The organism is Methanosarcina barkeri 3 (assembly GCF_000970305.1).
In the GTDB taxonomy this organism is placed as follows: Archaea; Halobacteriota; Methanosarcinia; order Methanosarcinales; family Methanosarcinaceae; genus Methanosarcina; species Methanosarcina barkeri_A.
In genome coordinates this window covers 1947506-1963169 of record NZ_CP009517.1, presented here as the reverse complement: position 1 = coordinate 1963169, position 15664 = coordinate 1947506, and the positions used below count along the sequence as shown (strand labels likewise).

The 15664-nt window shown below is 40.1% G+C and carries 10 protein-coding genes; 4 read left to right on the top strand and 6 right to left on the bottom strand.

Features of this window, described 5'->3' with window-relative positions; genetic code table 11:
- Nucleotides 1–374: 374 nt before the first annotated feature.
- Entirely contained in the window at nucleotides 375–1673 is a 1299-nt protein-coding gene (locus tag MSBR3_RS07895; RefSeq protein ID WP_048107435.1) for a TrpB-like pyridoxal phosphate-dependent enzyme, read from the bottom strand.
- A 449-nt stretch (nucleotides 1674–2122) separates the two neighbouring features.
- A complete protein-coding gene (thiD, locus tag MSBR3_RS07890; RefSeq protein WP_048107434.1) occupies nucleotides 2123–3469 on the bottom strand; it encodes a bifunctional hydroxymethylpyrimidine kinase/phosphomethylpyrimidine kinase in 1347 nt (448 codons plus the stop codon).
- Nucleotides 3470–4032: 563 nt separating this feature from the next.
- Between thiD and MSBR3_RS07880 the strand changes: the two genes are divergently transcribed.
- From MSBR3_RS07880 to purF, 3 genes are all read left to right on the top strand, one after another.
- Nucleotides 4033–4251, top strand: a complete 219-nt coding sequence (locus MSBR3_RS07880) for an LSm family protein (RefSeq protein ID WP_011032293.1) — start codon at nucleotides 4033–4035, stop codon at nucleotides 4249–4251.
- A gap of 150 nt (nucleotides 4252–4401) precedes the next feature.
- Entirely contained in the window at nucleotides 4402–4572 is a 171-nt protein-coding gene (locus tag MSBR3_RS19380) for a 50S ribosomal protein L37e (RefSeq protein WP_080942245.1), read from the top strand.
- A gap of 49 nt (nucleotides 4573–4621) precedes the next feature.
- Entirely contained in the window at nucleotides 4622–6055 is a 1434-nt protein-coding gene (gene purF / locus MSBR3_RS07875; RefSeq protein ID WP_048107432.1) for an amidophosphoribosyltransferase, read from the top strand.
- A 173-nt stretch (nucleotides 6056–6228) separates the two neighbouring features.
- Here the strand turns inward: purF and MSBR3_RS07870 are convergent, their stop codons facing one another.
- The 4 genes from MSBR3_RS07870 to MSBR3_RS07855 form a co-directional block, all read right to left on the bottom strand.
- Nucleotides 6229–6624, bottom strand: a complete 396-nt coding sequence (locus tag MSBR3_RS07870) for a secondary thiamine-phosphate synthase enzyme YjbQ (RefSeq protein WP_048107431.1) — start codon at nucleotides 6622–6624, stop codon at nucleotides 6229–6231.
- Between the two features lie 344 nt (nucleotides 6625–6968).
- Nucleotides 6969–9173: a PGF-pre-PGF domain-containing protein gene (locus tag MSBR3_RS07865; protein WP_052723326.1), complete on the bottom strand. Its 2205-nt coding sequence runs from the start codon at nucleotides 9171–9173 to the stop codon at nucleotides 6969–6971.
- 653 nt (nucleotides 9174–9826) lie between these two features.
- Nucleotides 9827–10303 carry a MarR family winged helix-turn-helix transcriptional regulator gene (locus MSBR3_RS07860; protein ID WP_048107430.1) on the bottom strand — a complete coding sequence of 159 codons (477 nt, stop codon included), beginning with the start codon at nucleotides 10301–10303 and terminating at the stop codon, nucleotides 9827–9829.
- A gap of 1042 nt (nucleotides 10304–11345) precedes the next feature.
- Nucleotides 11346–12803, bottom strand: a complete 1458-nt coding sequence (locus tag MSBR3_RS07855) for an MATE family efflux transporter (RefSeq protein ID WP_080942244.1) — start codon at nucleotides 12801–12803, stop codon at nucleotides 11346–11348.
- 340 nt (nucleotides 12804–13143) lie between these two features.
- Here MSBR3_RS07855 and MSBR3_RS07850 point away from each other — a divergent pair, with 340 nt between their 5' ends.
- A complete protein-coding gene (locus MSBR3_RS07850; protein WP_048107429.1) occupies nucleotides 13144–14955 on the top strand; it encodes a KUP/HAK/KT family potassium transporter in 1812 nt (603 codons plus the stop codon).
- Nucleotides 14956–15664: the final 709 nt, after the last annotated feature.

Genomic DNA, 15664 nt, shown 5'->3' with positions numbered 1-15664 from the left:
AAAAGCTTTTACTATTTATACTTATGTAGGCAAATCTGACATCTAGCCTGGCTATTAATTTATTGATTGTTGATTACTGATTGTTGATTACTGATTGTTGATTACTGATTACTGATTGTTGATTACTGATTACTGATTATTGATTACTGATTACTGATTATTGTTAACTATTCTTGAGGCCCAGCCATTCTGGAGTATTTTGGGTAACTTAATGTTTCATAGAGCATCTTTACTCTACTGACTAGTCTGCACAGATGCAGTTTTCATAATGTCTTTCTATGTAGCAGTGCTTTAGCGGTGTAGTTTAATAATTGTCAGGATGCCTTTAAGGCACCCTGCTGAATCCTACCCTTACTTATATTTTTTCAGTTGTTTCAGACAAGTTCCTTGTTGAAATACTTGTCATAAGAACTCATATCGAAATGCCCGTGTCCACTGAGGTTGAAAAGTATTGTTTTTTCTTCTCCGGTTTGTTTGCATTTGAGAGCTTCATCGATTGCGCAGCGGATAGCATGGGAAGACTCCGGAGCAGGGACTATACCCTCGGTCCGTGCGAATTGAACCGCAGCATCAAACACCGGGTACTGATCATATGAAACAGCTTCAATAAGCCCTTCAGCACAGAGTTTACTTATAATTGGAGAGGCTCCGTGATAGCGTAGCCCGCCTGCATGGATGGCAGGAGGCACATACTTGTGGTCCAGAGTATACATTTTTAGAAGCGGGGTCATTTCGGCTGTGTCCCCAAAGTCGTATCTGTATTCTCCTTCAGTCAGGGACGGACAGGCCGAGGGTTCGACTGCGATTACTCTCGGATTACGCTTTCCTTCAAGCCTGTCTTTAATAAACTCAAGGGATACTCCTGCAAGGTTACTTCCTCCTCCGCAGCAGCCTATAACTATGTCAGGATAGGTGTCAACCTTCTCAAGTTGTTTCTTGCATTCAGCCCCGATTACTGTCTGATGGAGCATAACATGGTTGAGGACACTTCCCAGAGAGTATTTCGTGCTATCGTGTTCGATTGCATCTTCTACGGCTTCACTGATTGCTATTCCCAGACTTCCCGGTGTTTCTGGCTGCTCCTTCAGGGTCTGTCTCCCGAATTCGGTGTCTTCACTCGGAGAGGGCACAACATTTCCTCCCCAGATTGTCATCATGGATTTACGATAAGGTTTCTGGTAATAACTGGAACGGACCATATAGACTTTACATTCGAGATCAAAGTAGTTGCAGGCAAGAGACAATGCACTTCCCCACTGCCCTGCACCGGTTTCGGTTGTGATCCTTTCGGTTCCTTCTTTCATGTTATAATAGGCCTGGGCAATTGAGGTATTTGTCTTATGGCTGCCTGCAGGGCTTACCCCTTCGTTTTTATAGTATATTTTTGCAGGAGTTTTGAGAAGCTTTTCCAGCCTGTGAGCCCTGTAAAGTGGGCTGGGTCTCCATAGCCTGTAAATCTCAAGTATCTCATCGGGAATATCAATAAACCTCTCACTGCTCATTTCCTGTTTAATGAGACTTTTGGGGAAAATCGGTTCAAGAGCTTCAGGACCTATAGGTTCCCAGGTTCTGGGATCGAGAGGTGGCTCGATAGGAGAAGAGAAGTCTGAAAGGACATTATACCACTGCTTAGGCATTTCGTTTTCATCAAGGATAATCTTGGTCTGTTCCATAGGTTTTCTCCGTCATTCGTTTATGCACAGATTCGTACTTCGACGTATATAAGTGTTATTTATTTTACAGTTAAGGTATTTACATTCCATTTATGTACTTCCTTATAGAGTGAAGTGTTTAAAGGAAAGCTGCTAAGCAAAAATAAGGCATGAAAAAGGATAAACACCAAAAATAAAAACTGAAAAAAAGGAAAAGTATTCGAAATAGACTTAAGTAGAGAAAATTACCAGTTACAAAAATAAAAAAATACTTTTACGGACAGAAATCAAAAAGTAAAAACATCAGAACTAAAACTTGATTCCCATAAAATAACTTAATTCTGATAAAAGTTTGATTTTAAGAATTTCGATGATTTGGAATGACTTGCCGATGCCTGAAATTCTTGACTCCTAACCGATTTTTACAGTATCTTTCTTCAAGCTCCGCAGCAAGTTTTCTCTTACCGGATTTACTGTATCTTTTCTGCAAGCTCCACAGCAAGTTTTGCCACTTCAGTGGCACATCCCCCTAGCAGGCGTATCATTGGTTCTTTTCCTGAGCCACCTTTATCATAGATGACTTTCGGCACACTTCCGTACTTTTTGATTGCTTCGGCTGTACCCCAGTCCATAGTACTGGTGTTTTCCGGTTCTTCAGCCCTGTCAAAAGAAGAAATTCCAAGTTTCATTTCTTTACAGGCTGCAAGTAATTCCATGGAGTACTTTACGTTAATTGCTGCCCTTATTTCAGGATTATATCGAAGTGACGAGAGAATGATCCTTGCTACATGTCGACTTGCCCCAAAATCCACACAGCCTACAGAAACTGCCCGTCCTCTGTGCCTTACTATCCTGCCTTCAACGGCTGCAATGTCTTCGTAGCTGTCAGCCTCGGGAATAGCCATTCCGATGTTACAGCCTACTTCGGGAATGAGTTTTGAAAAATCAGGGCTGCCTTCAAGAATCGAGACTGCGTCTTTTAATTCTCTTAAAACCAGATAGCGTTCTTTTTCCTCCAGAACTGCTCCAAGCTGGTTTACAGGACTTACTCCCCTGCCTGCAGGGCGACTCCTGAGAATTGCCTGTTCAACGAATTTCTTTGCTTTCCTTGCAGCTCCTTCCAGGTCCTCTCCTGAGGCTAAGAAGGCAGTCACTGCCGCAGAGTAAGTGCAGCCAGTACCGTGTGTTCCTCCTTTAACAAAAGTGCCTGGAACACGGGTAAAAGTCTCAGAGTCAGCCTCATAAATCAGGTCCGTGGCGTCCAGATGTCCTCCTGTAACAATGACAGCTTCAACACCCAGGTCTGCAATTTTCCTGGCTGCAACTTTTGCGTCTTCAGGTGTTTTGACAGTCATGCCAGCAAGTGCACCTGCTTCGGACGCGTTGGGTGTCGTAACCTTACAGAAGGGCAGCAGTTCTTCAGCAAGGACAGAGAGAGCTTCTTTTCGCAGCAGGTTCCCTCCTGCTTCAGCAGCTATAACGGGGTCCAGCACAAGAGAAAGCTCATGTTTCCTGACTTCTTTTGCAACTTCCCTTACGATCTCCGATGAGGCAAGCATACCGCTTTTTGCCCACCTGACCTCCATATCTGTGCAGACCGCTTCAATCTGACTGGCTACGGTTTCAGGAGTGAGGTCAAAGGCTTTCAACACTCCGGTAGTATTCTGTGCGGTAACCGATGTAATAGCGCAGGTCCCGTGCACTCCAAGAGCGGCAAAAGTCTTCAGATCCGCAGCAATCCCGGCTCCTCCTCCTGAGTCCGAGCCTGCAATAGTCAGAACGATTGGAGTTTTCACTTTTAAGGGTTTTTCGGTCATGGATTTCTCTCTTTTCTCATTGGTTTCCCTGTTATTCCAGGAACTTTTTCTTCTGGCAATGAGTTTAGGCAATAAGTTTAGTTATTTTAATATTGTGCCTTCCAGGAAGATTTTGCAATGTCCTGAGGAGATTCTTTATATAAATCTTACAGATGGCTTAAGTTCGACAATTTTAAACTATATTTTATTTCTCATGGAGGGTTTTTCCTATCTTAAGAAGTTCTCGTTCGTATTGCGCTTTTATCAGGGAGTACTTGAAGGAAATTTCGTTGGTATCAGATTTATTCCATTTAATATCAGGCTTTTTCCGCTTAATATCAGATTTTTTTTGCTTGATACCAGATTTTTTTTGCTTGATATCAGATTTTTTCTGCTCTATACCAGGTTTTTTTATACGGTAACTTAAAAATGGACATATTTCTTCGATACATTTATATAGTGTATTTGCGACTTTGATTCAAATAATCGAATTTAAGACGCGGCGATCAATTTAAATCTGGATTAACTATTTATATTGATATAGATAATGACTTGATTTATAATGTTTTAAGGGGACTGTAAGGATGGCAAACCGACCTCTGGATATTTTGAACAACGCACTGGATACACCTGTAATCGTTAGATTGAAAGGCGCACGCGAGTTTAGAGGCGAACTGAAAGGATACGATATTCACATGAACCTCGTGCTTGACAATGCTGAAGAACTAAGAGAAGGAGAAGTTGTAAGTAAGTTTAGCAGTGTCGTTATTCGCGGTGACAACGTGGTATACGTATCTCCGTAATCTATATCAAGCACTTCATCTATTATCGTTAAATCTCGGTGAGCTCCAGGACTTATTGTTACTGGCTACAGAGACTAAATTCAGATGAACAGAATCGCTTCAGATTATCGAATACTGCTCTAACAAATTAATTTTATCAGGAGATTTAGAATGAGTAAAGGTACGGCATCAATGGGAAAAAGGCAGAAACGCACACATGCTAAATGCAGGCGCTGTGGAAGTGTTTCTTTTAACGTGCATACAAAACAGTGTACTTCATGTGGTTTTGGAAAAACATCTCGTATAAGAGCTTACAAGTGGCAGGCAAAGTGCAAGTATTAAACCTGTCTGATCCACTTCCTCTATTTTTTACCTTTATCGGAGGTCAAAATTGAAAGAAGAATGTGGCGTAGCAGGCATAATTCTACCAGGCGACAGGCCACAATCCAATACTGTCGCATTCAAGCTATATTACGCCTTGTATGCCCTCCAGCACAGAGGACAGGAATCCACTGGCATAATGGTATATGATGGTACATCCTCTCATTCCATTAAAGGCATGGGTCTTGTCCCTGATGTGTATAACAAAGATTCTCTGGGGCACCTGATCGGAAATGTAGGAGTAGGGCATGTCCGTTACTCAACTACCGGAGGATCAAAAATCGAGAACTGCCAGCCCTTTATCCTGAATTTCAAAGGAGGAGCAGTTGCAATTGCCCATAACGGGAACCTGGTTAATGCCAGAACGCTCAAGGACGAACTGGAGTGCGAAGGCCGTATCTTTATCAGTGATTCCGATACCGAAGTTATCGGCCACCTTCTTGTAAAAGAATTGATAAGACACGATCCTATAGAATCAATCCGGAATGTCATGCGCAAACTTGTTGGTTCCTATTCTCTTGTTATCCATATCGACGGCGCTATATACGCTGTGCGGGACCCTCTTGGGCTTAAACCGCTATGTTTCGGGAAAGTCGATTGTGGATATGCAGTCTTCTCGGAAAGCGTAGCCCTTGATACCCTTAATGGCACCCTTATCAGGGATGTACGGCCAGGTGAGGTAATAGTTTTTACGGGCGACGGCTTTGAGAGTCATCAGATAGGAAACGAGCCTCATCCTGCGCACTGTGTGTTTGAGTTCATTTATTTTGCAAGACCCGATTCTATTATTGACGGAAAACTGGTCTACAAAGTGCGGGAAAATATCGGGAGGGAGCTTGCAAGAGAGCATCCGGTAGAGGCTGATGTTGTTTCTCCTGTTCCGGACTCCGGGATTACTTCGGCAATTGGCTATGCCAGGGAATCAGGCACTAAATACCTCGAAGGCCTGATGAAGAACCGTTATATAGGGCGTACATTTATCCTGCCTGGCCAGGAGCTGCGTGAAACCGCAGTCCGACTTAAAATGAATGCTATCCAGGATAATGTCAAAGGCAAACGTGTGGTTCTGGTTGACGACAGTATTGTCAGGGGTACAACCTCAAGGCGGATTATAGATATGGTCCGCAGGGCAGGTGCGTCAGAAATTCATTCAAGAGTAGGGAGCCCTGCAATTATTGCTCCCTGCTATCTGGGTATAGATATGGCTACTCGGCAGGAACTTATTGCTTCTTATAAAACCGTAAAAGAGGTTGAAAGCCTTATTAACGCGGATTCCCTCGGATATCTGAGTATTGACGGACTTATGAGGGCTCTTGAATGCGATAGGAGTGACATGTGCCTTGGCTGCCTCACAGGCGAGTATCCTGTAGAAATCCCTGGAGAAAACTGCATACGAAAACAGACACGTCTGGACGACTTCGACAATAAACCGGAAAGTCCCTGAACTACTCTTTCCAGTCTTTTTTAAGGGACTTTCTTCACTATTCTTTTTGAATTCTTACTATCTTTTTGAGTTCTTTCATCATCTATTTGATTCTCCACTACTCTTTTGATTTCTATCATTGTATTTTTGATTTATTCTCAATTTTATCTATTCTATGTTTGCTTGTTCTCGCTTTAAGCTCTTAAAAGTGTAACATTAATTATCCTGCTTCTTGGCCCATCCATTTCGGCAAAAAAGATTCTCTGCCAGGTCCCAAGCTCAAGTTTTCCTTCCGAAACAGGCAGGGCCTCGCTTGCTCCAAGCAGTACTGCTTTAAGATGGGAGTCTGCATTGTTATCTATGCGGTCGTGCCTGTACCCTGCATCGGCAGGGACCAGTTTGTTTAAAAGATTGAGAATGTCGTCTTTCAGTCCGTTTTCATTCTCATTTATTATGATGCCTGCAGTGGTATGTCGTGTGCTGATAAGGCATATGCCTTCAGATATTTCGCTTTTCCTTATTTCTTCCTGAACTTGTGAAGTGATATCAACCAGTTCAATGCGTTTGGACGTATCAATTTTAAGTTTCAAAGTCTCTCCTCTAAAGTTTTCCAAATTCCATTTCAGTCTTTTCTTACAAAAAATGTATTGATTCAGTGTAATATTTTCAAAAAGCTGGATCTGATCTGGAAAAGTATTACTCTAAAAAATAATACTCGGAAAATCATAATTCAGAAAATAATAATTCAGAAAATCATAATTCAGAAAATAATAATCGGAAAATAATACTTTAGAAAAATAAAATTCAGAAAATTATAGTAATCTAAAAATAGTGGCCAGAGGGTAGTTTTTCCAACCTAACTGCGATAAGTAAATTTACTCGCTTGTCAGATCAGATCAGTAACCCTCACTGTCTTACTACAATTTACTCTGTTTTATCTTTTCTTACTTCTATACAAGAAAACACAGAATAAACATACAACGCCGCTGATTATACTAAATCCCGGAGATTTTGTACTTTCTTCAGTGACATTATTTTCAATAGTGTTTGTACTGCTGCTTGAGTTATTGCTTGCGTTACTACCTTCACTAATGCTTGCAGTATTGCCTGCATTACTGCCTGTAGTGCTATTTACGGCTGTTTGAGCAGGCTCTGCATTTATTGTGTTGCCTTCGTCCTTTGTGCCTGTTATTGCGAAGGAAGAGTAGCCAGGCACATTTGCTGTGAAATGCAAGAACTGGTCATCTTCACCTGTTAGATTTACTGGCAGTTGTATCCATTCTTTTTTCTCGTCATCGTACCAATCAAGTAGAATTGAGGACTTGTTTATGTTATTCTCGTTTACCCATGATGTATTAACTTTAAAATTGACCGATGAACTCTCAATATTCTTTGAGTTGCCATAACCGCCGTTTCCAACCCATATATTGAATGATTTGTAGACAATACCTTCAGGAAGCTTGGAAACCAGGCTTGACTTATTTTTCAGTTCCTCTACTATTGTAGTGGTCTTTCCTACGGTTTTTGTTGATCTGAATGTTATCGATTCAACACAGGTTACGTTATTAGTAAAATTAAAATTCACATCCTTTCCACTGGCAATAAAGTTCTGTAAATTTTCTTTTACCTGGACATTACTGGCTGGTTCGGGGGACCCACCAATGCCACCACTGCTACCTCCGCTCTTGTGGCTGTGTCCTCCACTATTGCTGTCACGGCCACTATCACTATCACTGCTACTGTCGCTTTCGCTATTACTATCGCTGTCGCTGTTGCTATCACTTTCGCTGTTACTGTCACTGTTGCCGATAGTGTCACTATTACTGTTGCTGTCGCTTGAATTGCTTTCTTCCAGTACGTTTATTGTAGTGATTTTCGAGGACGTTTTGTTTTCATTAACTACTGTCAGGTTAACATCATAGTTTCCGGCTGAAGAATATATGTACAACGGCTCCTGCTCGGTTGAAGTATTTCCGTCTCCAAAATTCCAGTGCCATTCGTTTGCGTTTTGCGACAGATCTGTAAATTGCACATATAGAGGTGCATTGCCGCTCGTGGTATCTGCATCAAAATCCGCTACAGGAAGGGTTTCTTCTTGATCCGGCTCTCCCTCAACATTTATATTCAGGGTTTTCGAGCTCGAGCCATTTTCATTATTTACGGTCAGGATAACAGTATAGTTTCCTGCTGAGAAATAAGTATAGTCCGGGCTCTGCTCGGTTGAAGTTTCTCCGTCTCCAAAATCCCAGTTCCATTCGTTCGCATTTTGCGATAGATCTGTAAATTGCACAGAAAGAGGAGCAGGGCCACTCGTGGTATCTGCACTAAAGTTCGCTACAGGATCCACTTTTTCCGGAACTGGTTCGCTCTGAACAGTTACTTCTTGAGTTTTTGAATTTGAGCCCTTTTCATTATTTACAGTCAGGACAACGTTATAGTTTCCTGCTTCAGAGTAGGTATGCTTTGGGTTTTTCTCTATCGAAGTACTTCCGTCTCCAAAACTCCATGCCCAGGAAGTTGCATCCGTACTTTTATCAGTAAATGCTACATTCAACGGAGCTTTTCCAGAGGTAGGAGACATAGAGAATGCAGCAACCGGCACGTTTACATCATTATTATCAGGAGTTTCATCGCTATCCGTGTCATCGCTTCCACCAGGGTTCCATCTCGCATAATACGGCATTCCTTCCTGATACACGCCACTAACACTTTCTGTGTTAACTGTCTTTGTCTCAAAAGATGTATCTATGAACTGCCCACTCCCTATGTATATTCCCACGTGACTGGTAAGCCAGTAGTTCCTGTTGTTTTTAGTAATGTCTTTTTTCCAAAAAATTATATCACCGGGCTTCGGAGAAGCTGTAGTAACATAATATGCATTTTTTTTCATGTTAGGCACAGTTTGGAAAACTATGTCTTTGGCTCCGGTTTGCTTGTATACTTGATATACTAAATGAGAGCAATCAATGCCCGATCTGCTGTTACCTCCATGCACGGATTTAACTCCAATCCAGCCTTTTGTGGCTGCTACTACCGCGGACTCGGATGTTCCTGCAGGAGCTGCTGATACGAGGGGTATGAATGCTATTAAGATAGCTACAAGGAGTATGGCTATTAGTTGATATTTTTTAATCTTCATTTTTGCTCAGTGCCTGTGTTTTACTAACTTAGTTATACTATCTGCATTTATTATCATTAGAGTAACGCAATGACTCAACTGACTTTTAAAAACATAACTCAGCTTGAACATAAGCTTAATACCAGTACTCGTTTATGAACGTGAAGGTGAATACATTGACAGTACTCGTTTATGAACGTGAAGGTGAATACATTGACAGTACTCGTTTATGAACGTGAAGGTGAATACATTGACAGTACTCGTTTATGGACGTGAAGTTGAACACATTAACCTTTCACATTTATAATCATACAGTTAGATTTATGCAGTATTCTCTTTATTAAATATCTAGATTTTCCTTTATGGAACTGGCTTTCCTAATAAAGTGTCAGCAACTTTCGCCTTAAAATGTAGAAATGTAATTGTTCTGATGCGTAATATATGTCCAACAGTTTAACTTTGAGTTATGAGACAATGAAAAAAGTGGCAAAAAAAAGGAGTTTAAAACCTTTAAATCGAAAAAAAGTCCGTTTATTACTGATTATTATCGGGCAGTCCTTTTTATCGGACAGTCCTTTTAAGTCATGTGGCTGCATTAATTGATTTCACAACATCGCAGTATAAAGTTAAAAGCAACGGCACAAATATTTGCAAGTTCGATGTCCAGTGCAGCCTTACGATACTGTTTTTGTTCGAATTGTGTCATCAAGCTTCTTCAGCGTTGCAAGCATTATTTGCAGGCTCTCCTTGTATGCAAGGATGTCCTCTTCGTCCAGCTTTCTGAGAATCTCTGAAGCATTTTCTTCAAGTTCTCCCATGAACCAGTCTCTGTAAGCTATTCCATTTTCGGTGAGAGAAATAAGGGTTTTTCTCCTATCCTGGGGGTCTTTTTTCCTGCAAACAAGCCCTTCTCTTTCCAGAGCATCGATCATACTTGTCAAGCTTCCCTTCTGAAGATCAAGACATTTTCCCAGGGTTGTAGGCATAATGTTGTCTATTGACCCAATAATCATAATTGCTCTATTCTGATTTTTATTGAGGTTATAAGGACTCTCCCCTGGTTTGTGAAAAATTTTAGCAAAATTTTTTTGAAACAGATTGATTATCTCAAACTGGAGTTTTACTGTTTCTTTTATCTTCTCTTCCTTCATTGATATCACAGTCAGGGTTTTTTGCAGTTTTATTTGCAGTCAATATTCGGATGATAAAGGCAGGATAGTAGCCATTAGAGGTCTTTTTCCTTGAAGTTCCTTATCCAGTAGACTTATTTGCGAGGTGTTTCTTAATTGAATCTGCTGTCCTAATGGATTTTACGAATTTTCTTGAGTTTGACTGAGCTTTAATTGTACCTTATCATCCGAATTGTGACCGTTTTTACTTACTATTCAGTTTCTTACTGTTAGATTTCAAACTAAAAATGAACCGGTTTTATTTATATTTTATGATTTGTAATTAAGGCCTATTTAAGCGTTAGGCATCGGTGTATAATCAAAGATTTTCTCGGTTTCACATTTGCTATCTTTGGCCTTTCTTATAAAAGTGGGCACAGTCAAAGCTCCTTGTACTTCTCGTGAGGAGATAATCCTCAACATAAAAACCCAAACCTACAAGGTATGAACTTACAGGGTATGGACCTACAGGATATGGATCTACAGGATATGCTACAAGATATGAACCTATACAAAACATGAGCCTATAAGTTATGGACTACAGGATATGCTACAGGATAGTTTCTCTCTAAAAGTAGCTCTTTTTACGAATCCTTACTTAGTGGAAAGTTCTGTTTCCCATATTAACCATCATACCAGATTTCCCAAACCGATAGGAAAATTCCAAGCTGCTAGAAAAAGGGATTTATGTTTAAAAATCAATAGCTTCTTACGGTTAGGTGAGCTTCATTGTAAAGATAAACTTAAAATAGAATATATCTTTCGAACCTGGAACTCTGAAAAACGATACTGAATGGGTACTGAATGGGTACTGAATGGGTGCTGAATGGATACTGAATGGATACTGAATGGATACTGAATGGATACTGAATAGATACTGAATGGGTACTGAATAGATACTGAATAGATACTGAATGAAATCAGGCGGCAAAACCTACGGATCTATTTATATAACTTATAATAAAAAGTCGCAAAAACACCTGATGAATTACTTCCACATAAAAATCTGTAGATAATTATCCATTCAGCATTTTCCTCCTACTGCCCCCTCTTTTATCACACACCTCAAATACACCTGCACCCACACAAAAGAAATAATTGAACCGATTACTGTACCCACAACCAGTCCCCACCAGACTCCGAGTAACCCCCAGTCGAGTACGAACACAAAAAGTAAGGAAAAAAATAGAGTCATCACAAGACTTCGCAGAAGAGTAGCAGCAAGGGCGCTTGTGCCCTTTCCTGCACCCTGGAAGAGAGAACCTGCGAGCATTCCGAAGGCTACAACTGGATAGAAAATCGTCATAATTTTAAGGAGTCTTGTCAGTTCAGGAGCTATATGGGCTGCATTTTCGGTATGTGTAAAGACAGCAGCAATGTCTGGGGCAAAAAAATACACTATGGCGGCAATTATCATTTCTACGAGAAAACCGACTTCAATTGCGTATATAAGGGTGTTCTGTGCTTTTTTAAAGTCCTTCTCTCCAAAGGCAGCTCCACTGATTGAGACTACAGCGATTGAAACTCCTATAAGAGGAGAAACTGCAATACTTGTTACTCTCCAGGCTGTTGCGTAAACTGCAACTCCATCCGTACCACCAACGGCTGCAATAACAAAGTTCATTATAAGGGCGGTCAGTGCCAGAGCAAGCTGTTCTATTGATGAGGGAATTCCTACTCGGAAAATATCCCTGACAATTAATTTGTTGAATTTGAAAGAGTGAAACCTGAAAGAAATATAGGTGTCTTTTTTAATAAAAAACCAGTAGAACATCAGCAGTCCTGAGATGGCAAAAGAGATAACTGTAGCCAGTGCTGCTCCTGCGACCCCAAGCCCCAGGGTATATATAAAAATGGGGTCAAGCACTATATTAAGACCCGAACCCAGAATCATGGACCTCATAGCTCTTTTTGAATCTCCTTCACTTCTCAGGATGGAATTCGCAATATTTGTAAAAAAGAAAGCAAAACTGCCTGCAAAAATCACTCTGGCATATTCTACTCCCAATCCTGTCGTTCTTCCAGCCCCACTGTAAATAAAAAGATCCTTTATAATCGCAAGTCCAAGAACTGTAAGGGCAACTGTGAAGATGAGCATTATCACGAGGGTATGAACTGCAACATTATCCGCACCTGCTTTATCCCTGGCTCCTATGCGTCGAGAAATTGCAGCCCCTCCGCCGACTCCTAGTCCGCCAGTAAGCGCCATCTGGATTACATAAAATGGAAAAGCAAATCCAATAGCAGCCAGGGCATCAGCTCCAAGCCCGGAAACCCAGAAGGTATCAGTAAGACTGTATATAGTCTGGACAGACATGGCAACTATAATAGGAATTGAAAGTTTGACAACGGCTTTCCTGGGATCACCGAGAAGAATATTCACTCCTTCTGTACTCTTTGGAGGAACTCCTTCTTTCTCTTTCATCCTGTCCCATGAGTACTCGTCAGCGTCTTTGCTTCCGGTTAATGATCCGCTGTTCATTTTCTCCCGCCGTTTCCAGAACTACCTGCAGTTATGATGAGATTTGAGATGTGAAATCTTCATTTTATGGAGAAAGGGTCATGAGTTTTATATATAAAAAAGTAATACTCAAAACCATCCTTTATTGAATCGCTATTTACTGTTAGGCTTATTGACCATATATAGAGATGATAACAATATGAAAACAGTAATATTTAAAAGTCACAATTTTAAAAATAATCCGTTTACTTTTTCTTATAGGGCAGAAAAAGCATGATTTATCGTTTTAGTGCTCAAAGAGTGGAATTTTTATTTCAAATTGTATCTTTGTGATAATTTCTGGAGCAAAAAGGTGAATATTATGTTTTCCAAGTCAGAATTTAGAGAAGTAGTAAAGTCTATGGGTCTTGTTTTTGGAGATATCGGGACAAGTCCTATTTATACTTTGACCGTTATTTTCCTTCTAACAAGACCTACACCCGCTCACATAATAGGAGTTTTATCTTTAATTATCTGGACACTCATCATACTTGTGACTCTGGAATACGCCTGGCTTGCCATGAGTCTGGGTAAAAAAGGGGAAGGAGGTACGATAGTTTTAAAAGAAATACTCGTTCCTCTGCTCAAGTCGAGTAGAAACGTAGCTCTGGTCACATTGTTAGCTTATATAGGAACATCTTTCCTCATGGGAGATGGAGTAATTACTCCTGCAATAAGTATTCTGAGTGCAGTCGAGGGCTTGCGAATTATTCCTCAGTTCGAAAACATAAGCCAGGGAACTATTATACTTATTTCTGCCGCAATTGCAGTAGCACTTTTTTCAGTCCAGAGTAAGGGAATAGAAAAGATTACGTGGGTTTTTGGGCCTATAATGGTTCTATGGTTTGCAGCCATTGGTTTTTCAGGTATCGCCTCTATTTTCCATACTCCAGAAGTACTTAACGCTATCAATCCTTATTATGCTATCAGGTTTCTTCTGGATAACGGGATTATAGGATTTTTTGTACTATCCGAAGTCATCCTGTGCGCTACGGGAGGTGAAGCATTATATGCTGATATGGGACACCTGGGAAGAGAGCCTATCTTAAAAGCCTGGAGATTCGTGTTTGTAGCACTGGTTTTAAATTATCTGGGACAGGGTGCGTTCCTTCTCAGAAATCCTGGTTCGACAAACTTTTTATTCGAAATGATAAATCAGCAGGCAAACATACTTTATATCCCATTCCTTCTCCTCAGTATCATAGCTACAATTATCGCTTCTCAGGCTATGATCAGCGGTATGTTCTCTATAGTATATCAGGGAATAACAACTCGGATAATTCCAATGCTGAAGATTGATTATACCTCCGGGATATTAAAGTCCCAAATCTACATAAGTACCATAAACTGGCTTCTCCTGGTTTCTGTATTATTTATGATGCTTGTATTTAGAGAGTCGGCCAGACTTGCAGCTGCATATGGGTTAGCAGTTACAGGAACCATGTCTATTACGGGCATAATGATGACTTCGATATTTTACCATAGAAAAGATATAACTAAAGCTATTATTTCTTTATTTATAACACTTATTGACATAGTATTCCTTCTCTCAAATAGCTATAAAATCCCCCATGGGGGCTACTGGTCAATCATCATAGCGGCTTTTATTCTCTCTCTTATACTTATATATACATCCGGACAAAAGAAACTGTATGAACTGATGAAACTCATGAGTGCTAAAGACTTTCTTGAAAAATATAATTATTTATATGCTACCCAAAATAAAATTATGGGGACCGCCCTCTTCTTTACACGTGACATCGAAAGAATTCCCCAGTACATTTCCCATGTGATGTTTAAAAACAACATCATTTATGAAAATAATATTTTTATTTCCATTATCAAGTCTGACAGCCCGTTCGGAATAGAAAGCTCATTCACAAAAGAACCGGCAAAAGGATTAAAAATTTTGGAAATACGAGCAGGATACATGGAAATTGTTAATGTTGAACAGATTCTTGAAGACCAGGGCGTTCACGAAAAAACCATTTTCTACGGAGTAGAGGATATTTTTACTAATAACTTAATCTGGAGAGTCTTTTCTATAATCAAAAAGATATCGCCTTCCTTTGTCCAGTTTTACAGGCTTCCTACTGACGAACTCCATGGGGTTATGACGAGGTTTGAAATGTAAACTGATAAAAACGGAAATACACATTTCAAGCTTTCAACCTGGGTTTAGGGCAAAAACTCGGCAGTCTGAAATTGTGGAAGTAACAAGAAGTCTTAGTTTCATGATTCTATGTTACTTTCTATAGCTTTTTGTAATAAGAATTTGAGTTTTTCCTTTTATGATTTCTTTGATTTCTATTTTTCCTTTTTAACCATTAAACTAAACATGAAAAAATGGATCTATTTTTCCTTCAGTTACACTTTAATTCTTTTAGCCTGATTTATCTTCTTAACGGCATAAACTCCTAACAGGCCTATAGCTGCAGGTAATATTCCGAGTCTGGGAACCCTAAATGAGCTCTCTTCTTTGGCTTTTTTTACTCTTCCTATCTCTGTTTCGGCTCCTCTGTTCTCAACAGAGCTAGAGCCTGCTCGGAAATTACGGAAGTTTCTTGACTTTAAAGTGATGGATTAGTTAGTTGATGGATTAGTTAGTTGATGGATTAGTTAGTTGATGGATTAGTTAGTTGATGGATTAGTTAGTTGATGGATTAGTTAGTTGATGGATTAGTTAGTTGATGGATTAGTTAGTTTGTGAACTAGTTAGTTTGTGAATCAGTTAGTTTGTGAATCAGTTAGTTTGTGAATCAGTTAGTCTTTAAAATTTTTGATGTTATTTCGTTTACTACTTGCTTATCGGCTGTGTCAGTAACAGTAATTGTACGCCTGGC